This window comes from Bilifractor porci, assembly GCF_009696005.1.
Taxonomy (GTDB): domain Bacteria; phylum Bacillota; class Clostridia; order Lachnospirales; family Lachnospiraceae; genus Bilifractor; species Bilifractor porci.
The window spans coordinates 213,080-233,109 of the sequence record NZ_VUMV01000003.1 but is presented as its reverse complement, the minus strand read 5'-3'; the positions used below and the strand labels follow the sequence as shown (position 1 = coordinate 233,109).

Annotated in this window: 21 protein-coding genes; 18 read left to right on the top strand and 3 right to left on the bottom strand. The window is 50.0% G+C overall.

Going from position 1 to position 20,030, the window contains the following annotated elements; translation table 11 throughout:
• Nucleotides 1-662: 662 nt before the first annotated feature.
• Nucleotides 663-1,622, top strand: coding sequence for a 3-hydroxyacyl-CoA dehydrogenase (locus FYJ60_RS06165; protein ID WP_154457791.1), 960 nt, complete (start codon nt 663-665; stop codon nt 1,620-1,622).
• Between the two features lie 219 nt (nt 1,623-1,841).
• On the opposite strand, the gene trxA is transcribed toward FYJ60_RS06165, so the two are convergent.
• Nucleotides 1,842-2,156, bottom strand: coding sequence for a thioredoxin (gene trxA / locus FYJ60_RS06160; RefSeq protein ID WP_154457790.1), 315 nt, complete (start codon nt 2,154-2,156; stop codon nt 1,842-1,844).
• Between the two features lie 64 nt (nt 2,157-2,220).
• Entirely contained in the window at nt 2,221-3,009 is a 789-nt protein-coding gene (trmB, locus tag FYJ60_RS06155; RefSeq protein ID WP_154457789.1) for a tRNA (guanine(46)-N(7))-methyltransferase TrmB, read from the bottom strand.
• A gap of 336 nt (nt 3,010-3,345) precedes the next feature.
• Between trmB and FYJ60_RS06150 the strand changes: the two genes are divergently transcribed.
• The 10 genes from FYJ60_RS06150 to FYJ60_RS06105 all read left to right on the top strand — a co-directional run bounded on the left by FYJ60_RS06150 (nt 3,346) and on the right by FYJ60_RS06105 (nt 12,427).
• Entirely contained in the window at nt 3,346-3,657 is a 312-nt protein-coding gene (locus tag FYJ60_RS06150; protein WP_154457788.1) for a hypothetical protein, read from the top strand.
• 13 nt (nt 3,658-3,670) lie between these two features.
• The gene (locus FYJ60_RS06145; protein WP_235903352.1) at nt 3,671-4,714 is read left to right on the top strand and encodes a V-type ATPase subunit; all 1,044 of its coding nucleotides are present in this window, start codon (nt 3,671-3,673) and stop codon (nt 4,712-4,714) included.
• Nucleotides 4,715-4,760: 46 nt separating this feature from the next.
• Nucleotides 4,761-6,704: a V-type ATP synthase subunit I gene (locus FYJ60_RS06140; RefSeq protein ID WP_154457786.1), complete on the top strand. Its 1,944-nt coding sequence runs from the start codon at nt 4,761-4,763 to the stop codon at nt 6,702-6,704.
• Between the two features lie 83 nt (nt 6,705-6,787).
• Complete coding sequence (locus tag FYJ60_RS06135; protein ID WP_154457785.1) at nt 6,788-7,219, top strand: ATP synthase subunit C; 432 nt, start codon at nt 6,788-6,790, stop codon at nt 7,217-7,219.
• Nucleotides 7,220-7,223: 4 nt separating this feature from the next.
• Nucleotides 7,224-7,532, top strand: a complete 309-nt coding sequence (locus tag FYJ60_RS06130; RefSeq protein ID WP_154457784.1) for a V-type ATP synthase subunit F — start codon at nt 7,224-7,226, stop codon at nt 7,530-7,532.
• A 23-nt stretch (nt 7,533-7,555) separates the two neighbouring features.
• Nucleotides 7,556-8,146 (top strand): V-type ATP synthase subunit E, encoded by a 591-nt coding sequence (locus tag FYJ60_RS06125; RefSeq protein ID WP_154457783.1) that lies wholly within the window; start codon nt 7,556-7,558, stop codon nt 8,144-8,146.
• Nucleotides 8,139-9,914, top strand: coding sequence for a V-type ATP synthase subunit A (locus tag FYJ60_RS06120; RefSeq protein WP_154457782.1), 1,776 nt, complete (start codon nt 8,139-8,141; stop codon nt 9,912-9,914). Before FYJ60_RS06125 ends, FYJ60_RS06120 begins: the two co-directional genes overlap by 8 nt.
• Nucleotides 9,915-9,929: 15 nt before the next feature.
• Entirely contained in the window at nt 9,930-11,354 is a 1,425-nt protein-coding gene (locus tag FYJ60_RS06115; RefSeq protein ID WP_154457781.1) for a V-type ATP synthase subunit B, read from the top strand.
• 133 nt (nt 11,355-11,487) lie between these two features.
• Complete coding sequence (locus FYJ60_RS06110) at nt 11,488-12,117, top strand: V-type ATP synthase subunit D (protein ID WP_154457780.1); 630 nt, start codon at nt 11,488-11,490, stop codon at nt 12,115-12,117.
• Between the two features lie 121 nt (nt 12,118-12,238).
• Nucleotides 12,239-12,427: an ATP-binding cassette domain-containing protein gene (locus tag FYJ60_RS06105; RefSeq protein WP_154457779.1), complete on the top strand. Its 189-nt coding sequence runs from the start codon at nt 12,239-12,241 to the stop codon at nt 12,425-12,427.
• Here FYJ60_RS06105 and ygiD read toward each other — a convergent pair.
• Nucleotides 12,412-13,185, bottom strand: a complete 774-nt coding sequence (ygiD, locus tag FYJ60_RS06100) for a 4,5-DOPA-extradiol-dioxygenase (RefSeq protein ID WP_154457778.1) — start codon at nt 13,183-13,185, stop codon at nt 12,412-12,414. The genes FYJ60_RS06105 and ygiD overlap by 16 nt on opposite strands.
• A 194-nt stretch (nt 13,186-13,379) precedes the next feature.
• On the opposite strand from ygiD, the gene FYJ60_RS06095 reads away from it, so the two are divergent.
• The 7 genes from FYJ60_RS06095 to FYJ60_RS06065 all read left to right on the top strand — a co-directional run bounded on the left by FYJ60_RS06095 (nt 13,380) and on the right by FYJ60_RS06065 (nt 20,026).
• Nucleotides 13,380-13,661 carry a TIGR04076 family protein gene (locus tag FYJ60_RS06095; RefSeq protein WP_154457865.1) on the top strand — a complete coding sequence of 94 codons (282 nt, stop codon included), beginning with the start codon at nt 13,380-13,382 and terminating at the stop codon, nt 13,659-13,661.
• Nucleotides 13,662-13,732: 71 nt separating this feature from the next.
• Nucleotides 13,733-14,638: a hypothetical protein gene (locus FYJ60_RS06090; RefSeq protein WP_154457777.1), complete on the top strand. Its 906-nt coding sequence runs from the start codon at nt 13,733-13,735 to the stop codon at nt 14,636-14,638.
• 75 nt (nt 14,639-14,713) lie between these two features.
• A complete protein-coding gene (locus tag FYJ60_RS06085) occupies nt 14,714-15,748 on the top strand; it encodes a threonine aldolase family protein (protein WP_205838980.1) in 1,035 nt (344 codons plus the stop codon).
• A gap of 221 nt (nt 15,749-15,969) precedes the next feature.
• Nucleotides 15,970-17,214: an ABC transporter substrate-binding protein gene (locus FYJ60_RS06080; RefSeq protein WP_154457775.1), complete on the top strand. Its 1,245-nt coding sequence runs from the start codon at nt 15,970-15,972 to the stop codon at nt 17,212-17,214.
• Nucleotides 17,215-17,297: 83 nt separating this feature from the next.
• Nucleotides 17,298-18,176, top strand: a complete 879-nt coding sequence (locus FYJ60_RS06075; RefSeq protein ID WP_154457774.1) for a branched-chain amino acid ABC transporter permease — start codon at nt 17,298-17,300, stop codon at nt 18,174-18,176.
• A gap of 13 nt (nt 18,177-18,189) precedes the next feature.
• Complete coding sequence (locus FYJ60_RS06070; protein ID WP_154457773.1) at nt 18,190-19,257, top strand: branched-chain amino acid ABC transporter permease; 1,068 nt, start codon at nt 18,190-18,192, stop codon at nt 19,255-19,257.
• On the top strand, nt 19,250-20,026 hold the full coding sequence (locus FYJ60_RS06065; RefSeq protein WP_154457772.1) for an ABC transporter ATP-binding protein: 777 nt from the start codon (nt 19,250-19,252) through the stop codon (nt 20,024-20,026). The genes FYJ60_RS06070 and FYJ60_RS06065 overlap by 8 nt, the downstream gene beginning before the upstream one ends.
• The last annotated feature ends 4 nt before the right edge of the window (nt 20,027-20,030 follow it).

Below are 20,030 nucleotides of genomic sequence, written 5' to 3'. Positions count from 1 at the left end.
TTTCCTGTACCCATCATACCCGAATCAGGTGCAGAGGTAAAATCTTTTTTCCGGGGATCAACGGAAGAAGAGGCACATTTCAGAAATTGAAAGAACAATTTCAGGTTACATAAAATTGTCTGAATTGCTTTGAAAATTTGAGATTAAAAAAACTGCACAAAAGAACCTCCGGGCTGTCGGAGACAAAAAAATTTACTGACATTCATTCACAAATCTATCCACATAAAATATATCTGGAAATGCCCGGAAAATAGAGTTATCAACGAAGTTATCCACTTTATCCACAAAAAAGAGGATGAAATAACACGTTACCATAAGTTTTCAACAGAACGCATGTTTTGTGAAGTTCTGATAAAAATGCTTTTTTGTGGAAGAAAATCCGAAAAACACTTGACTTTGCGGTAGTAAAAAATCTTTCCGAACTGGTTCGGAATTGTGTGTGATAAGAAACAATTTTTCAGATAATTACTGACTTTGTATATCCTCCGTATACGATTGTCTGTATGTAAAAAAATACATAGGAAAAATTCTTTATCGGATGCAGTTTCCACCGGAACATGTTATGTTTTTAACATGCCTCTTTCCTTCGTGCAGAAAAAGGGAAGAGGATCGCTTTGGCACCATAGGTATACGAATCAGTTATAGAGCAGGAGGCGAGTAACATGGAATTTGGAAAAGTTGTTGTAGTAGGCGGCGGAGTTCTGGGAACCCAGATTGCCCTGATGTGCGCATACACAGGGCATGACACGACAATTTGGCTGCGCAGCGAGGGTTCGGTGGGAAGAACCCAGCCGAAAATACAGCATTACGAAGAAGCTATGCTGGCAGATCTGGAGGCAGCCAAAAAGCTGATCGGAAACCCGATGGGAGGATTCCTTTATCCAAGAGGACTGATCACAAAATGGGAAGGCATGACACCGGAAGAAATTGACAGGCTGGCGGCGCAGGCAAAGGAACGCTTTGGCAGTCTGCTGCATATCAGCCTGAATATGGCAGAGGCGCTGAAGGGGGCGGACGTAGTGATTGAATCCATGTCTGAAAACCCGCAGGCCAAGGTAGAGATTTATGAAAAGATGAGAGATCTGCTGGATGAGAAAACCCTGCTGCTGACGAATACGTCAACCCTTCTGCCCAGCATGTTCGCAGAGCATACAGGAAGGCCGGACAGGTATCTGGCACTTCATTTTGCCAATTCCATCTGGAAAAACAATACGGCGGAGGTCATGGGACACGCGGGAACCAGTCCGGAAAGCTTCCGGAAAGCAGTAGAATTTGCACAGGAGCTGCAGATGGTTCCGCTTCAGCTGCACAAGGAGCAGCCGGGGTATATTCTGAACTCCCTGCTGGTTCCGTTCCTGAACGCGGCAGAAATGCTCTGGGCGGAGGGAGTATCGGATCCGGAAACCATTGACAAAACCTGGCAGCTGGGAACCGGCGCCCCGGTAGGACCGTTTAAGATTCTGGACATTGTTGGACTGGAAACGGCTTATAACATTGTTTCCCTGAATCCGGAGTCGAAAAAAGAAGGATCGACCATGCAGAAAATCGCCGCGCTTCTGAAAGAGAAGATTGATAAGGGAGAAAAAGGAATTAACGCGGGAAAAGGATTTTATACCTATTAAATAAATCGCAGGGGGATATTCTTCCAGAAACCGCTTGCGCTCTGTCCTCGCGCAGCGGTACTAATCTCCCTGCAGCGCTTATGCACTGCAGGGAGAAAGGACCGGCGCTGCGGATGTTTCTTTCAGAATATCCCCCTGCGAATTTACTTTATTGCATGCTGTTGTTCGCAGCTGCATGGACAGCACGAAGCTGTGTCATGTAAATAAAGACAGCCCCTCTTACTTCAGCGCGTCGATCTCGTCCGCGAAGGAATCGGCATCTCTTCCGCCTACCAGTGTGCGAACCAGTTCTCCGTTGCGGAAGAACAGGAAGGTGGGGATGGACTGGACACCGTATCTGGCAGCCACGGTGGGAGCCTGATCAACGTCCAGCTTGCAGAATTTAACGTCCGTATAATCCTCGGCAAGATTATCGACAATCGGAGCCATCATCTTGCAGGGGCCGCACCAGGTAGCGAACATATCTACGATAACGAGTCCGTCTGCTTTCAAAACCTCTGTGTCAAAAGTATCTGCGTTCAGTACATGTACCATAATATATCATCCTTTCTTTGTATCATTCAGGGAAATGCTCCTGTCGTGTTCCATCTGCAATGTATCATACATCCGGTTTTCTGGCAATCAGTTTGCAGATTTTATTGCCGCGGGACGAAAACTTTTCCTCGTACTCTGTCATGATGTTCCCCGTATTCAGTTCCGGATCGTGGTGCAGGTCGAAGGTGTACGCCAGAAGCTCCCATCCGGCTTCCCGGATTTCAGTCAGGGAGAACCGGAACAGATCAATATTGTCTGTCTTGAACTCAATCGTCCCTTCGGGCTGCAGTACCGTTTCATATCTTTTCAGAAACTGCCGGGAAGTCAGCCTTCGGTGGGCGTGCCGGTCCTTAGGCCATGGATCTGAAAAATTCAGATAGATTCCCGCAATTTCCCCCGGAGCGAAAGCACTCTCCAATTCCCTGGCGTCCAGGCGCAGAAAGCGGAAATTGCAGGAACGGAGGAAAGACTCTCTTTTTTCCGATAAATCCGGTCCGGGAGCAGAGTCGGCGGAAGCATCTTCAAGACTGCCTCCACCCTGAAGCTCTGCGCGGGCCGAGTGAATCATCTGTGCCCGGGTCGGGGCATTTTCTCCAAGTGCGCGTTTTTCTGCTTTTTCGATGGCCCGGATCAGGACGCTGCTGTACATCTCAATGCCGATAAAGTTTCTGTCCGGATAAGCAGCTGCCATGTCCATCAGAAAGCGCCCTTTCCCCATTCCGATCTCTGCGTAAAGAGGGGATGGGGAGGGAAAAAGCTCCTGCCAGTGTCCCTTCTGTGCACTGCTGTCGTGGACGACAAAATCGCTGGCATCAATGGCTTCCTTCGAGCCGGGAATATTTCGTAATCTCATTTGTTCTGCAACTCCTTGTTCATCTATGCCTCATTTTTGGTGATCTATGATTCATCTGTCCTGTGGTGTTCGGCAAAATCCATTCTTTTACAGGCTGCATGATACCATAAAGAAAGACACGAGGAAAGCTGCGTGGCAAGAGGGGAAACTTGTTTTTTTTTCATACAATGTCCGTAAAAATAGTCGGCTCTACAAATTGTGAACAAACCAGGCCGTTTTTTTGTTCAAAATACACTGTTAAACCCCTGTAAGGTGAGGGAGATTCACTTGACTTTTGTGAAAAATGGATGTATTAAAATATTGTTTATTGCGATGAGAAAAAACGGAGGAATTGCTGTGGATCCAATTATTGACAAGATCACCCAGATTGAGACAGCAACAGCCCGTATTCTGGACGATGCCGCGGCACAGACCAAAGCGCAGGATCAGGCGTACGAGGAAAAGGTTGCGGACTATGACAGGGAAGCAGACAAAATCACGGCAGATAAGCTGGACAAACTGAAGGCGGAGCTGTCTGTGAACCGCCAGAAGGAACTGCAGAACCTGAAAACGTCAGCAGAACAAAATTTAGCAAATCTGAATCATTACTATGAGACCAACCACGAGAAGCTGGCTTCCCAGATTTTCGATTCTATTATAAGGAAGTGATTTTTTGCCTGGCATGATGCACGGACTTCTGTCCTACAGCGGCATCTCGGCGAAGGTCAGCGCAATGAAGAGCCGGCTTCTTACAGAAGAGCAGTTTCGGGAAATCCTGGCGCAGCCGGATGTTCCCGCAGTTGTAGCCTGGCTCCGGCAGCGCGGGAATTATGAGTATGTCCTGCGCAGCCTGGACGACGCCCACCTTCACCGGGGGAATATAGAGCCGCTTCTCCGGGAGAGTGTCTATTACGATTTTACCAAGTTATACAAGTTCGCCAATGCGGAACAGAAGGAATTCCTTGGCATCTATATGATGCGGTACGAGGTGTATTTCCTGAAGGAATGTCTGTACGCTATTTTCGGACAGCGTCCGGAACGCCCGGACTTAAGCGCCTTCCCAAGATACTTTGGCAGGATATCGCAGCTTCGTTTCACGGAGCTGACCGAGGCGGAGACGATCGAGGAATTTGTTTCGCTTCTGTCCGGAACTTTATACGCGCCTGCCATGAGCAAGGTTCTTGCGGGGGATCATCCGACAATTTTTGATTTTGAGACGGCTCTTGACCTGTTTTATTTCGGACTTCTCTGGAAAACCAAGGGAAAGGCGTCAAATAAGTCGGAGATGACAGAGCTGACGCATATTCTTGGCGCCAAGTTCGATATGCTGAATATTATCTGGATTCATCGCTGCAAGGCAAATTACCATATGTCGGATGCGGATATTTACGCGCTTCTGCTGCCGGTCAACTACCGGCTGTCAAAATCCGAGATCAAAGCGATGGTGGAAGCCGACAGTGTCCAGACAGCGGAGAATGTTATCGGAAACAGCTATTACGCCAGACAGTTCGGAGACTTTACCTCCGAAAAGCTGGAAGCCTGTTATTCCGCAATCCTGAAGGAAATCCTGGCAAGAGAGTCGCGGAATAACCCGTATTCTCCGGCTGTATTATATTCTTATCTGTATTACAAGGACCACGAGGTAGACAGGATAGTGATTGCCACCGAGTGTGTGCGCTACAAGATCTCCCCGGAGCTTGCGGAAGTGCACATCTCCTGCAGATAGAATAAGGATGCTATTGTAACCAGTTAACCGTTGGAGGTGTTTTGCTTTGATCCTGAAAATGAAATTTCTTAGCATCACCGGCCCTAAGGCGGACATCGACCGTGTGGTCGAGAAGTACCTGTCCCGCTATGAAATTCATCTTGAGAATGCGCTTGCCGAGCTGAAAACGGTTCAGACGCTGACTCCTTATATCGAAATCAATCCTTATAAGGAAGCGCTTCAGAAGGCAGAGGAGTATGTGTCCATGCTTCCGGCCGGAAGGAAGCCGTCTGCGAAACCGATGACTATCGAAGAAGCGCTCAATACGGTGAATCAGACCGATGTGCCGTTCGTGAAAAATCAGAACGAACGAGAAGCCCTGCGGAATGACCGCAAAACCTATGAAGAACAGATGACAACGCTGGAACCTTTCCAGAGCCTTCCGGTCCGGTTCGAGGATATGATGAACTATCATTTTATCCACTACCGGTTCGGGCGGATTGCCAGAGAGTTTTTCACAAAATTTGAGAATTACATCTATGAAAACAGCAATTCTGTTTTCTACCAGTGTTATTCCAACAGCCAGTATGTTTACGGTGTGTATTTTACCCCGAAGAACAACCACCAGAAGGTGGACGCGGTTTACGCGTCTCTGCATTTTGAGCGGATTTATATGTCGGATCAATTCCGGGGAACTCCGCAGGAGGAATACCGGAACGCGCAGGCGGCCATCAGACGGATTGACGCAGGCATACAAAAGTGCACCCGGGAGATGCAGAGCCTGCTGGAGAAGGAAGCGGGGACAATCCTTGAGGCACGGGATCTTCTGAAGAGCTATTCCAGCCATTTTGATGTGCGGAAGATGGCTGCCCTTACAAAGTCCAAATCCCAGACCTTTTACATCCTCTGCGGATGGATGTCCGAAAAAGACGCGGCCGCGTTCCAGGAGGATATCAAGGATGAAACTGAGATCTTCTGTATGGTGGAAGACGATGACGCCAATATAGATTCCCAGCCGCCGACGAAGCTGGAAAACCCGCGGTTCTTCAAGCCGTTTGAGATGTTTGTGCGGATGTACGGGCTGCCGGGGTACCATGAATTTGATCCGACCGTTTATCTGACACTGACCTATGCCTTTATCTTCGGTATCATGTTCGGGGATTTCGGGCAGGGGCTCTGCCTTCTGATCGGAGGCTTTCTGCTGTACAAATGGAAAGGAAAACCGCTGGCGGCCATTATCGGAACCGCGGGAATTTTCTCCACCATTTTCGGCCTTATTTACAACAGCTTTTTCGGATTCGAGGAATTCCTGCCGTATGACGCCCTGATTCATCCGAAGGACGATATGGTACGGCTTCCGGGACTCGGAAACATCAATACTGTATTTGTGCTTGCGATTGCTTTCGGTATGTTCATGATCCTGTTCGATATTGTGCTGGCCATCATCAATGCCGTAAAGCAGAAGGATGTGGAGAACACCTGGTTCAGTCAGAATGCGGTGGCAGGACTTGTCTTCTATGGAAGCATTGTCGCCATGGTATTCCTTATTATGACCGGGCACGGGGGCATGGGAACTGTCCTGAAAATCCTTATTGTTCTGGCTGTTCTGGGGCTTGTCGGCATCTTCCTGAAAGAGATGCTGGCCCGCATGGTACAGCACAGAAAGCCGTTTATTGAAGGCGGCAAGGGAATGTATTTTGTCCAGGCGTTCTTTGAAACCTTTGAGACGCTGCTCAGTTATCTTTCCAATACACTTTCCTACGTGCGAATCGGTGCCTACGCGGTCAGCCATGTGGCAATGATGCAGGTGGTTATGCTTCTTGCGACAGGAAGCGGCAGTTCTCCAAACATCATAGGCGTTGTATTAGGAAATATTTTTGTCATGCTGATGGAAGGACTGATGGTTGGAATCCAGGTTCTCCGTCTGGAGTATTATGAGATGTTCAGCCGGTTCTATAAAGGGGACGGACGTGAGTTCAAGCCTTTTATCCGAAAGGCCGGACAGAACTAAAGACAGTTATGGTGCTTTTGCCACGCCGTATTCGGCAGTGGATATCATTATGAACAAAGGGAAATTTACCCGGGAGGATTAAAATGACAACAATGATTCAGATTCTTACAGCAGCAGCTCTGGTAATGACAATCGTGATCCCGTTTACCGTATTCTACAAGGGAGATCACAGCAAAACACGTTATAAACATACACTGGCGGCAAACTGCCTCGGCTTCTTCGGAATTCTTGCGATTGCCGCTGTTGTTACGCTGGCAGGCGCCGCTTCCGTACATGCGGATGCCGGAACCGTCAGCACAGGTACAGGTCTCGGCTATATCGCCGCTGCTCTGGCTATCGGTCTTTCCGGCATGGGTTCCGGAATCGGTGTCGCGAGCTCTTCCAGCGCGGCGCTGGGCGCAATCAGCGAGGATGGTTCTATTTTCGGTAAATCTCTGATCTTCGTAGCCATGGCCGAAGGTATTGCTCTGTATGGTCTGATCATTTCCTTTATGATCATCGGCCAGCTGGGTTAACTGTATGAAAATGTTTCTGATCAGTGATAATGTCGATACATTGACCGGCATGCGGCTGGCGGGTGTCGAAGGTGTTGTCGTACACGAGAGGGAGGAGCTCCGGGAGGCCCTGGAATCCGCCGTCGCGGACAAGGACGTCGCCATCATTCTCCTGACGGAGAAATTCGGCAAGGAGTTTCCGGAGATCATTGATGATATCCGGCTCCATCATCACACGCCGCTGCTGATCGAAATTCCCGACCGGCATGGCACAGGGCGGAAAAAAGACTTTATCACATCCTATGTGAATGAAGCAATCGGAGTGAAGCTGTAGGTAAGGCTTTAGGAGACAATACCGTGACAAACGAAGAAAAGTTAGAAAGCTTTTACGAAAAATCCATCGACAGCGCCAACAAGCAGGCCCAGGAGAAGATCAAAGAACATCAGGCCGCTCTGGACCAGATGTTTGAAGAGCATAAGCAGAGAAAGAACCGTCTGGAAAAAATCGAGCTGGCGGACGAGGAGGAAAAGCTGAAGAGGGAGAACAATATTGAACTCTCCAGGGAACAGCTGGGAATCCGCCGCAATCTTTCCGTGCGCAGCGACGCGCTGAAGAAAGAACTCTTTGAAGAGGTTGTTCAGAATCTGATGGAGTTCAAGAAAACCCCTGCCTATATTGACTATATCTGTCAGAAGGTGAAGGAAGCGCAGAAGATGGTTGCCGACGGAGAGGAGGTTCATTATCTGCTGGATTCCTCAGATCAGGGACTGGCAGAAACCATCTCCCGGAAAACCGGAGTGCCGATGGAGACATCTAAGGAAAATATGATGGGCGGCGTCCGGGCAAAGATTCCGGGCAGAAACCTGCTGTTCGATTTTGCGTTCAGTGTTCTGCTGCAGGAAGAAAAAGACCGCTTCACCTTTGAAGGAGGCTATGAGCATGTCTGAACACACAAGGGATATTATCTACGGCATCAACGGCCCTGTGGTTTATGTAAAGAACGCCAGAGGCTTCAAAATGGGTGAGATGGTCTATGTCGGCGAGGAAAAACTGGTCGGCGAGGTAATCAGCCTGACATCCGAGCAGACTACCATCCAGGTATATGAAGAGACCTCCGGCCTGCGGCCGGGAGCGGTGGTAGAGGGAAGCGGAGCTGCTATTTCTGTCACCCTCGGACCCGGAATCCTGCATAATATTTTTGACGGTGTAGAACGTCCGCTTTCTGAGATTGCCAAGAAATCCGGAAAATATATCACCCGCGGTCTGGCTGTAAATTCCCTGGATACAGAGAAAAAATGGCCGGTTACCGTGAAGGTAAAGGTTGGAGACCATGTAACCGGAGGAACGGTTATTGCAGAGGTCCCGGAGACAAAAAGCATTACGCACCGTTCCATGGTCCCCCCGGCCGTATTAGATGCCGAGGTCACCTGGGTAACGGAGGACGGCGAATACACCATTCTGGATCCGATTGTAAAAATCCGTCACAGGGACGGCAGGGAGGAAGCACTGACCCTTTGCCAGAAGTGGCCGATTCGTGTGCCGCGTCCGGCAGCGAAGCATTACTCCTCCAGTGAGCCGCTGGTTACCGGACAGAGAATACTGGACACCATGTTCCCCATCGCAAAGGGCGGGACAGCGGCGATTCCCGGTGGATTCGGAACCGGAAAAACCATGCTGCAGCATCAGATCGCCAAGTGGTCTGACGCGGATATCATTATTTATGTCGGCTGCGGGGAGCGCGGAAACGAGATGACCCAGGTTCTGGAGGAATTTTCGGGACTGGAAGATCCGCGTACCGGAAATCCGCTGATGGACCGGACGGCACTGATTGCCAATACATCCAACATGCCGGTGGCAGCCCGTGAGGCATCTATTTACACCGGTCTGACGCTGGCCGAGTATTACCGGGATATGGGATATGATGTGGCCATCATGGCGGATTCAACCTCCCGTTGGGCGGAGGCATTACGTGAGCTTTCCGGACGTCTGGAGGAAATGCCGGCCGAGGAAGGCTATCCGGCTTATCTGGCCTCCCGTCTGTCTGCGTTCTATGAGCGCGCGGGAATGATGCAGAACCTGAACGGCACGGAGGGAAGCGTTTCCATTATCGGAGCGGTATCTCCGCAGGGCGGTGATTTTTCCGAGCCTGTAACCATGAATACCAAGCGTTATGTCCGCTGCTTCTGGGGACTGGACAAGTCGCTGGCCTATGCCCGTCACTTCCCCGCCATCCAGTGGCTGGACAGCTACAGCGAGTATGTCAACGATCTTTCGCCGTGGTTTACCACAAATGTCGATAAAAAATTTGTAGACGACAGAAATCAGTTTATCGCGATTCTGAACCAGGAACATTCTCTGATGGAGATCGTAAAGCTGATCGGTTCCGATGTGCTTCCGGACGACCAGAAGCTGACATTGGAAATTGCCAGGGTTATCCGCCTGGGATTCCTGCAGCAGAATGCGTTCCACAAAGACGATACTTCTGTTCCCATGAAGAAGCAGTTCCTGATGATGGAGACGATCCTTTATCTCTATCAGAAGGCAAAGACACTGATTCTGATGGGGCAGCCTATGTCCGTGCTGAAGCAGAGTGATATTTTCGAGCGTGTTGTAGCCATGAAGTATGATGTGCCGAACGACAAGCCGGAGATGTTTGATCAGTACAGGAAGGATATTGACAAATTCTATGATGAGGTTCTGGAGAAGAACGCATAAGGAGAGTTACGCAGTATGGCGATAGAATATTTAGGCTTAAGCGAAATCAATGGTCCGCTGGTTGTACTGGAAGGTGTGGAAGACGCCGCCTATGATGAGATCGTGGAGTTCCAGATTTCGGAAAAAGAGAAAAAACTGGGCCGTATTATCGCAGCATATAAGGACAAGGTTCTGATTCAGGTGTTTGAGGGAACCGAAGGGCTGTCCCTGGAAAATACCAGAACCCGCCTGACGGGGCACCCCATGGAGGTATCTCTTTCGGAAGATATGCTGGGACGGACCTTTAACGGTATCGGCGTTCCCATTGACGGGTTGGGGCCGATTACCTCCGATGTCCGCAGGGATGTGAATGGTCTTCCGCTGAACCCTGTTACCCGTCTCTATCCGAGAAACTATATTCGCACCGGTATTTCCGCCATTGACGGACTGACGACGCTGATTCGAGGACAGAAGCTGCCGATTTTCTCCGGAAACGGACTTCCCCATGACCGTCTGGCGGCGCAGATTGTGCAGCAGGCGTCTCTGGGAGACAATAGCGATGAAAAGTTTGCCATTGTATTTGCCGCCATGGGTGTCAAATATGATGTGGCGGATTATTTCCGCAAGACCTTCGAGGAAAGCGGCGTATCGGATCATGTGGTGATGTTCCTGAATCTTGCCAATGATCCGGTTGTCGAGCGTCTGATTACACCGAAGATCGCGCTGACGACAGCAGAATACCTGGCCTTTGAGAAGAACATGCACATTCTGGTTATTCTGACGGATATCACCTCCTTCTGCGAGGCTATGCGTGAGGTGTCCTCCTCCAAGGGAGAAATTCCTTCCAGAAAAGGTTACCCCGGATATCTGTACAGCGAGCTTGCCACACTCTACGAGCGCGCCGGAATTGTGAAGGGGATTGACGGATCGGTGACGCAGATCCCGATTCTGACCATGCCCAATGACGATATTACGCACCCGATTCCGGATCTTACCGGATATATTACCGAGGGGCAGATTGTTCTGGATCGTGCGCTGCACGGACAGTCGATTTATCCGCCCATCTCCGTACTCCCCTCTCTCTCCCGTCTGATGAAGGACGGTATCGGAGAAGGCTACACCAGAGAGGATCATCAGGATGTCGCCAACCAGCTTTTCTCCTGCTACGCGAAAGTGGGAGACGCCAGGTCTCTGGCGTCTGTTATCGGCGAGGATGAGCTTTCCGATATCGACAAGCTGTACCTGATTTTCGGCAAAATGTTTGAAAAGCATTTCATCGGACAGAGCCCGGAGGAAAACAGGGATATCGAGACTACGCTGAACATCGGCTGGAAACTGCTGGGTCTTCTGCCCAGGGAGGAACTGGACCGTATTGACACGAAGCTCCTGGACAAGTATTACAAGAAATCTGTGTACGATCCGTCCACCGAGACTGTAGAGTTTGCAGATCAGACAGCGTAAGCGCCGGTGTTCCGCAAACGGAAAACGCGCTGATGGCAGAAGCATGGAACGGTGCCCTCAGGGGTTCTTTTCCGGATCTTTTGCATGAGGCGTCTGGGCGGCGGACATTTACAGATAAACGAGAGGATGAAGTATGGATCCGACTACATTTCCTACCAAGGGAAACCTGATTCTGGCCAAGAATTCCTTGTCTCTGGCCAAAATGGGTTATGACCTGATGGATAAAAAACGGAATATTCTGATTCGGGAAATCATGAACCTGATCGACCAGGCAAAGGATATCCAGTCACAGATTGATGAAACCTTCTCTCAGGCTTATCTGGCTCTGCAGAAGGCGGATATCGAGAACGGAATCAGCAATGTCCAGAAGATTGCCTATGCGGTTCCGGTAGAAACCAGCATCCGGATTAAGACGCGGAGCGTCATGGGGGTTGAGATCCCCCTGACAGAGTCGAAGCCGTCCGGTGTGTATCCGAACTATGCCTTTTATACCACCAGAGAATCGCTGGATGACGCGAGAATTGCCTTTGAGAAGGTCAAGGAGCTGACCATCCGGCTTTCCAGCATAGAAAATTCGGCGTATCGTCTTGCCATGAACATCAAGAGAACGCAGAAGCGGGCGAATGCGCTGAAGAATATCACCATTCCCCATTACACACAGCTGGCCAAGGATATTTCCGAGGCGCTGGAGGAAAAGGAACGAGAAGAGTTTACCCGCCTGAAGGTAATCAAGAGGCGGAAGAATGAAACCGGAAAGGGATAACCCTTCCGGTTTTTTTATGCCGTAATTATTCTTTTTCACTTAAATCATCGTATTTCCAGACAGAAAGGAAAGAAGAAAATGAAAAACAAAGTATGGAAACAGATCGTGGCTGTTCTGCAATATGGCAGCCATGTTCTGTGACAGACTTTATGTTCTGCGCGACGGACAGATTCTGGCCAGCGGGACGCCGGAGGAAGTGCTCACGACACAGATGATCCGGGAAGTCTATCATGTAAAAAGCCAGATTGTCCATGATGCCGAAGGGCATATGCATATCCTGTATCTGCAGAATGGTTATTCCCACATATAGGATGTCATTGACATGGAACCCAGCTCCCGGTATTCGTTAAAAACAGCTGCGGAGTCCGTTTTGGAAATTGCGCCAAGGGCCACAAGCAGAGGCGCGTAGTGCTCGATGGTCGGAACAGCCTTCTGCACATCCGGTATCTTCCTGAACCCAAGAGGTATGGATGGATTACCGGAAAGGATGGCATCCCGGATTGCTGTGTCAAAGGAATCCGCCCATGCGTAGCCGTCCTGCATATCCCAGTTCACCAGGCGGAGATTGTGAACGACATTGCCGCTTGCAAGTATCATTGCGCCTTCGGCCCGGAGCGGCTGAAGCTTCCGGCCGGTCTCAAACAGCTGCTCCGGAGAGGCTCCGACATCTGTACTTATCATGACCACCGGAATATCTGCCTCCGGGTACATATTGCAGAGAATGCTCCAGACGCCGTGGTCAATGCCCCAGGAGTTGTCTGGTTTTGCCGTCCCTTCTAAAAGATTTAATACTTTACCGGCATATTCCGGAGAACCGGCAGGGGCATATTTCACTTCGTACAATTCCTCCGGAAATCCGTACATATCGTAAATCTGGCGATTGGTATCCGCGGTTCTTACGAACGTTCCCTCCGTTGCCCAATGCGCAGATACAGCGAGAATAACTCCAGGCTTTTCAAATTTTTTCCCCATCTTTTTCCAGCCTTCTCTGGCGGGACTTTTTTCTATTGCGTTCATTGGTGAGCCGTGCCCGACAAACAGAACCGGCATATTTTTTTCTGTATTCATGGAATCCTCCTGTAAATTATGCATTCTTGATGTCTCGAAAGAATTGTAATAAAAAATGTTTCATTTGTAAACGGGATATTTTTTATTGGATCGGAGTAAAATGTTTGGCTATGTTCGTTTGGCAAATGGCGGTATAATAACGAAGAGGCTGACGGATGTGCTGTGAAGTTGGGAAAGCCGGAGGTGGGTTCGCGATGGAAAAGAAGCCGAAAATTAGAATAACCGTAACAGACCGGCGGGGAAAACAAGGGTGTCACCGGGGACACCATGTCGGCGAGGTGTTTGATTTTGATGAGGACAGGGGACGGATCTGTCCGATGGCCATGCACTGTGCGTTTCCCTATATTGATATCCTGCGGTACGGAGGAAAAATTCCCGGGCAGGCAGAGGGAACTGCGGAATTCTGCTGTTCCGATGCCGACACCATTATGGTATTTCGGGCGGAAATTGTGAGAGAAAAAACAGATGCGGAGTAAGAGTTCGGCACAGGAGGAATAGTGGAAGTACGGTGGGGCGTCTGTGAGGGATTGCAGGAGGAGAAAGGAAAATGAGAAAAAAAGCAATTACTCTTGCTGTCCTTTTTTCTGTTGCCGGAGGAATCCTTGCCTGTGTTTACGGAAATTATAAGTATCAGGAATTTTATCATTCCCCGGAGCAGGTGCAAAAAAGACAGGAGGAGCTGTATGCGGTTCAGAGGGAGGCTCTGGCATCGGATCGAAAACTGGTTGCCTCGGATGCAAAGGAGCGGACAGAAAAAGATTTGAAGCTGTATTTTGAGGAATATCCCGTGCGCAAAGTCTCGATTACCTCCGATTTTTCCAAAGAGAAAAACGGTTATCTGTGGCTTGATTATGCCGTGATTACTGTGGAACCGCCGGATAATTGGGGGGAATGGGAAGAATGGCAGAAACTGCGGGGGATGGAGTCAGTCGCGTCTCAGGTGCACAGTTCCATGAGTGATGCGGCATTGGCGGACTTGCCGGACGGGTTTGATATGAGCTATGAAGAGATTGCGGACAGCCCGGAAGATCTGAAGTGCTACGGAAAATCTGTGGAGTACAGGAAAATTGTCGATCTGACAGTTGCGGATCAGGCAGAATCCCGTCGGCTTACCTATACAGACACAAAAGATTTGTATCAGGACGAAACGTATTATATTGCGGGTGAAAAACAAGACGTGGATGCCATCCAGGCTTCCCGGTACGAAGAAAACAAAGAAAACAGTGAAAACACGGATAATCGTGGAACGGAATACCCCGAAACACACATATACGACGGATACGGAACAGACCGGAGCAATACGCCGACGGTTTCGCCGACAGTCCAGGGCAGAGATGAGGATGAATATCACGTCAATGATTATGATGATCCGGAAGATTTTTACGAGGACAATGCGGATGATTTTGAGGATGAAGAGGATGCCGAGGATTACTATGATGAATATCATGAGTAGCGGAAACTGACGCGAGGCTCTTTTTTAGAGCGGCATGACATTCAAAAGACAATGAGGGAAGTGAGGAATAGACAGATGGAAGAAAAACTGTCTTTCGTTTCGGATTATATGGAGGGGGCGCATCCGGCAATCCTGGAGCGGCTGCTGGAAACCAATCTGCTGAAGACAGAGGGATATGGGTTCGATGTGTTTTCCGAATCGGCCAGAAACAAAATCCGCGCGGCGTGTCAGTCGCCGGAGGCGGATGTGTTTTTTCTTGCGGGAGGCACACAGACCAACGCGGTCATGATTGACTCGATCCTTCGTCCTTATCAGGGAGTGATTGCGTCCGAAAGCGGACATATCAGCATGCATGAGGCGGGGGCGATTGAGTACGGCGGACATAAGGTGCTTGCCCTGCCCCATACAGCCGGAAAAATTTCAGCGGACGGGATAGAAAAGTGCATCAGCCAGTACCGGAATGACGCAAACCATGAGCATATGGTTATGCCGGGCATGGTTTATCTGTCCCAGCCGACGGAATATGGCACGCTGTATTCCCTGGATGAGCTGAAAAGGATCAGCGGTGTCTGCCGTAACTATCAGATTGCGCTTTATGTGGATGGCGCGAGACTTGCGTATGCGCTGGCCTGCCGTGAAAACGATGTCACTCTTCCGGATCTCGCCGCGCTCTGCGATGCTTTTTACATTGGGGGAACCAAGTGCGGCGCGCTGTACGGGGAGGCTGTGGTTATTCCCAGGCATGACTATATTCCGCATCTTTTTACGATGATCAAGCAGCACGGGGCATTACTTGCGAAGGGACGTATTGCAGGGATTCAGTTTGATACGCTGTTTACCGACGGCCTTTATGGGAAAATCGGCGTTCCTGCCATTGCGGCGGCTGACGCGATCCGGAAGGCACTGCGTGAAAAAGGGTATCCGACGACATACGGTTCTCCGACGAATCAGATATTTGTAGTTCTGGATAAGGAAAAGGCCGCTGCTCTTTCAGAAAAGGTGGAGCTTGGCTTCTGGGAAAACGCAGATGACTCCCATGTTATTATGAGGATCGCAACCAGCTGGGCGACACAAATGGAGGATGTGGACAGGCTGACAGCTGTGTTATAAGGCGGGTGCAGAGGGCGGCCGATGGGATCGGGTGTGCGCAGGACACACCCTTTTTGGCGTTCTGTATTTTCCTGCGCTCACCAAAAAGGGGTTCAGGAGGCAAATTTTTCATGTATCAGCGGGCATTCGCCGGGGAAATGGCATTGCATCCGTTTTCGTTTTCGCTTATTATAGGGCTTGTACATTTTTGAAATGGTTTAATAAGGGAAGGAGAATCTTTTATGAGAAACAAATTTTTGCGTTTGGGTGTTATCGCCGCGCTCTGCGGCGCAATGACAGCCTGCGGATCTTCCGCGGGTACATCTTCTGCCGCTGCTTCCGGATCGGATGCAGAGGTGGCATCCGGTTCAGCTTCCGGAACAACAACCACAGCTTCCGGAGAGGCTTTTAAGCTGGGAGGTTCCGGCCCGCTTTCCGGAGACGCTTCTGTTTACGGAATTGCCGTAAAGAATGCCGCGGAACTGGCTATTGATGAAATCAACAAGCAGGGAGGCGTTCAGTTTGAGATGAACTTCCAGGATGACCAGGCGGATACCGAGGCAGCTGTAAATGCCTACAATACGCTGGCCGACTGGGGTATGCAGCTTTCTCTGCTTACCGTTACATCCGGTTCCGGACAGTCGGTAGCTCCGCTCTATAAAGAGGACAATATCTTCGGCATTACACCGTCCGGCTCCTCCACAGCTGTTATTTATCAGGATTCCGAGAACAACACGAATCCCTATGGAAATGTGTTCCAGATGTGCTTTACGGATCCGAACCAGGGAAAAGCTTCCGCGGATTATCTGTCCGAGCACACGGATCTTGGCACAAAGGTCGGCATTATTTACCGCAATGACGACAACTATTCCACCGGTATTTACAACACTTTCGTAGAAGAGGCGAAGGCAAAGAATCTGAATGTTGTCAGCACCGGTACCTTTACAAAGGGGGCAACCGACTTCTCGGTTCAGATTAAACAGGCACAGGATGCCGGAGCAGATATTGTATTTCTTCCTATATACTATCAGCCCGCTTCTCTGGTTTTGCAGGCGGCAAAGAACGCCGGATATGCGCCGACCTTCTTTGGCTGTGACGGTATGGATGGTATCCTGACACAGGATAACTTTGATACCTCTCTGGCAGAGGGACTTTACATGCTGACCCCGTTCTCTGCTGACGCTCAGGATGAAAAGACCCAGAACTTTGTAAAGGCATACAAGGACAAATACGGCGAAACCCCGAATCAGTTTGCAGCCGACGCCTACGATGCCGTTTACGCACTTGCACAGGCGCTGAACAATTCGGATGTAACACCGGAGAGCTCTACGGATGATATTACCGCGGCGCTGATCCAGCAGTTTACAACCATGAAGTTCCAGGGTATCACCGCTCCCGGAGATATCACATGGAATGAGAACGGAGAAGTTTCCAAGGAGCCGCGTGCCATTGTAATTAAAGACGGCGCCTATGTTTCTGCCGAGTAAATGATTAGATCTGCTTCGGAGAACCGGTTCTGCCGGCTGCTCCGGGGCAGATTTCTGTTCTTTTCATCTGAGGAGGTATTCCCATGCAATTCCTGTCATATCTGATCAGCGGCCTGGGACTGGGAAGCGTCTATGCGATTATGGCGCTCGGTTATTCCATGGTTTACGGAATTGCAAAAATGCTGAACTTCGCGCATGGCGACATCATTATGGTCGGCGCGTATGTTGCGTTCTTTGCAATTTCCGGAGCCGGAATGCCGCCTGCTGTCGCCATCTTGCTTTCTATTCTTGCCTGCACTGTGCTTGGTGTTGTTATTGAACGGCTTGCCTATAAACCGCTCCGTGAGGCTTCTTCGCTGGCCGTGCTGATTACCGCCATCGGTGTCTCTTATTTTCTGGAGAACGGTGCGCTGATCCTTTGGGGAGCAGATTCCAAATTCTTTCCCTCGAATATTTTTCCGCAGGGAGGACTGACGCTCGGTTCCCTCTCGATTTCATGGCTGACGATTATTACGATTGCCGTCTGCTGCATTATTATGATACTTCTGATGCTGTTTGTCGGCCGGACAAATACAGGACGCGCGATGCGGGCATGCTCGGAGGACAAAGGGGCGGCGACCCTCATGGGAATCAATGTGAATGCGATTATTTCACTTACCTTTGCCATCGGCTCCGGTCTTGCGGCGGTAGCGGCGGTCCTTCTGGCTTCGACCTATCCCTCCATCTCGCCCACACTGGGAGCCATGCCCGGAATTAAAGCATTTACGGCGGCTGTCCTGGGCGGTATCGGATCCATCCCCGGTGCCTTCCTGGGAGGACTTCTGCTTGGGGTGATCGAGAATCTTTCCAAGGCATATATTTCACAGCAGCTGTCGGACGCGATTGTATTTGGCGTACTGGTAGTCATCCTGCTGATTAAACCGGCAGGGCTTCTTGGCCGCAAGGTCAGCGAAAAAGTCTGAGAGGAGGCCGAAGATGAAAAGAAAATTAAGCATCAACAGGAATTCTGCGGTTTCCTATTCGATTGTCATTGTGCTCTTTATCGTACTGAGCATTATGAGCGCCTCCGGCCTTCTGGGAAGGAAGTATTCTTCTCTGCTGGTTCCGGTGTGCTGCTATATTGTCGCGGCGATCGGCCTGAACATGAATGTCGGTATTTCCGGCGAGCTGAATCTCGGTCAGGCGGGCTTTATGTCACTTGGCGCCTTCACGGCGGTTATTATCGCAGGGGTGCTGAATTTTCACGGAATTACAGCTCCTGCGCTTGTGCTTCTGATCTGCATCATCTGCGGAACGCTGGTAGCAGGTTTCCTGGGCTGGCTGATGTCCATTCCGGTGCTGAAGCTGGAGGGCGATTACCTTGCCATCGTGACGCTTGCTTTCGGACAGATTATTGTGAATATTATCAACAATGTGTACCTGGGCATTGACGGAAACGGGCTGCATTTCAGCTTTGTCAATAATACGATTCAGATGCAGCCGGACGGCAGCATGATGATTTCCGGACCCATGGGAGCCACCGGCGTAAAAACGGCTTCTAACTTTACGGCAGGTTTTCTTCTTGTCCTGATTTCTCTGATTGTTGTGTATCACATTATGTACAGCAGAAACGGGCGTGCTATCATGGCCTGCAGGGACAACCGGATTGCCGCGTCGACCGTCGGCATTAACGCAGTCGCGGAGAAAACGCTGGCGTTTGTAGTTTCTGCGGCGCTTGGCGGAGCCGCCGGTGCGCTTTACGGAATGAATTATTCCTCCTTTGCGGCAACGAAATTCGATTTCAATCTTTCGATCCTGATTCTTGTCTATGTTGTGCTGGGCGGACTGGGAAATATGACCGGAACGATTATTGCGACAACTCTTCTGGTGGTGCTTCCGGAGATGCTGCGGTTCCTTTCCATTTACCGTATGCTGATTTATGCGGTTGTTCTGATTGTCATTATGATTGTGACGAATAACCAGACGATTCGCATGAAGATAAAAACTCTGCGCAAAGGGAAGGCCGGGAACGGCAGCGGAAAGGGGGCGTCAGTCAATGGCTGAGGAAAACAGACAGCCGATTCTGGAGGTTCAGGATCTCGGTATTGATTTTGGCGGACTGACCGCGGTGAATAACCTGAATATGAAAATATATCCGGAGCAGATCGACGGGCTGATCGGTCCGAACGGAGCAGGAAAAACAACCGTGTTTAATATGCTGACTAAGGTTTACCAGCCTACCCGCGGAAAGATTTTTCTTGAGGGGAAGGATATGGAAAAGCTGAATCCGGTGGAAGCCTCGCAGGCAGGCATCGCCCGGACCTTTCAGAATATCCGCCTGTTTTACAATATGTCTGTGATAGACAATGTGAAGACGGGAATGCATAACCATATCCGGTACAGCAACTTTGACGCCATTTTCCGTACCGGGCGTTTCCGCCGCGAGGAGAAGGAAGCGGAGAAAGAGGCAGAAGAACTTCTTGAGATTTTCCATCTTTCCCAATATGCGTCTCTGACAGCAGGCAATCTTCCCTACGGGCAGCAGCGCCGCCTGGAAATTGCGCGTGCCATGGCCACAAGGCCGAAGCTCCTGCTTCTGGATGAACCCGCGGCGGGCATGAATCCGCAGGAAACAGAGGAACTTATGGCGATGATACGGGAGGTGAGGGATCACTTTAAAATCGCGATTCTCCTGATTGAGCACGACATGCAGCTGGTTATGCGGATCTGCGAGCATATCACCGTTCTGAATTACGGCATGCTGCTTGCGGAGGGAACTCCGCAGGAGATTCAGAATAATCCGGAAGTAATTAAAGCCTATATCGGTGATTAAGGAG

Bases quoted from the DNA above. Each gene is read 5' to 3' on its own strand.
- FYJ60_RS06165 (WP_154457791.1), top strand. From the start codon at position 663: ATGGAATTTGGAAAAGTTGTTGTAGTAGGCGGCGGAGTTCTGGGAACC.
- FYJ60_RS06145 (WP_235903352.1), top strand. From the start codon at position 3,671: ATGATGCACGGACTTCTGTCCTACAGCGGCATCTCGGCGAAGGTCAGC.
- FYJ60_RS06075 (WP_154457774.1), top strand. From the start codon at position 17,298: ATGCAATTCCTGTCATATCTGATCAGCGGCCTGGGACTGGGAAGCGTC.
- FYJ60_RS06085 (WP_205838980.1), top strand. From the start codon at position 14,714: ATGGAAGAAAAACTGTCTTTCGTTTCGGATTATATGGAGGGGGCGCAT.
- FYJ60_RS06105 (WP_154457779.1), top strand. From the start codon at position 12,239: ATGGCAGCCATGTTCTGTGACAGACTTTATGTTCTGCGCGACGGACAG.
- trxA (WP_154457790.1), bottom strand. From the start codon at position 2,156: ATGGTACATGTACTGAACGCAGATACTTTTGACACAGAGGTTTTGAAA.
- FYJ60_RS06115 (WP_154457781.1), top strand. From the start codon at position 9,930: ATGGCGATAGAATATTTAGGCTTAAGCGAAATCAATGGTCCGCTGGTT.
- FYJ60_RS06130 (WP_154457784.1), top strand. From the start codon at position 7,224: ATGAAAATGTTTCTGATCAGTGATAATGTCGATACATTGACCGGCATG.
- FYJ60_RS06090 (WP_154457777.1), top strand. From the start codon at position 13,733: ATGAGAAAAAAAGCAATTACTCTTGCTGTCCTTTTTTCTGTTGCCGGA.
- FYJ60_RS06110 (WP_154457780.1), top strand. From the start codon at position 11,488: ATGGATCCGACTACATTTCCTACCAAGGGAAACCTGATTCTGGCCAAG.
- FYJ60_RS06070 (WP_154457773.1), top strand. From the start codon at position 18,190: ATGAAAAGAAAATTAAGCATCAACAGGAATTCTGCGGTTTCCTATTCG.
- FYJ60_RS06065 (WP_154457772.1), top strand. From the start codon at position 19,250: ATGGCTGAGGAAAACAGACAGCCGATTCTGGAGGTTCAGGATCTCGGT.
- FYJ60_RS06080 (WP_154457775.1), top strand. From the start codon at position 15,970: ATGAGAAACAAATTTTTGCGTTTGGGTGTTATCGCCGCGCTCTGCGGC.
- FYJ60_RS06120 (WP_154457782.1), top strand. From the start codon at position 8,139: ATGTCTGAACACACAAGGGATATTATCTACGGCATCAACGGCCCTGTG.
- FYJ60_RS06135 (WP_154457785.1), top strand. From the start codon at position 6,788: ATGACAACAATGATTCAGATTCTTACAGCAGCAGCTCTGGTAATGACA.
- trmB (WP_154457789.1), bottom strand. From the start codon at position 3,009: ATGAGATTACGAAATATTCCCGGCTCGAAGGAAGCCATTGATGCCAGC.
- ygiD (WP_154457778.1), bottom strand. From the start codon at position 13,185: ATGAATACAGAAAAAAATATGCCGGTTCTGTTTGTCGGGCACGGCTCA.
- FYJ60_RS06095 (WP_154457865.1), top strand. From the start codon at position 13,380: ATGGAAAAGAAGCCGAAAATTAGAATAACCGTAACAGACCGGCGGGGA.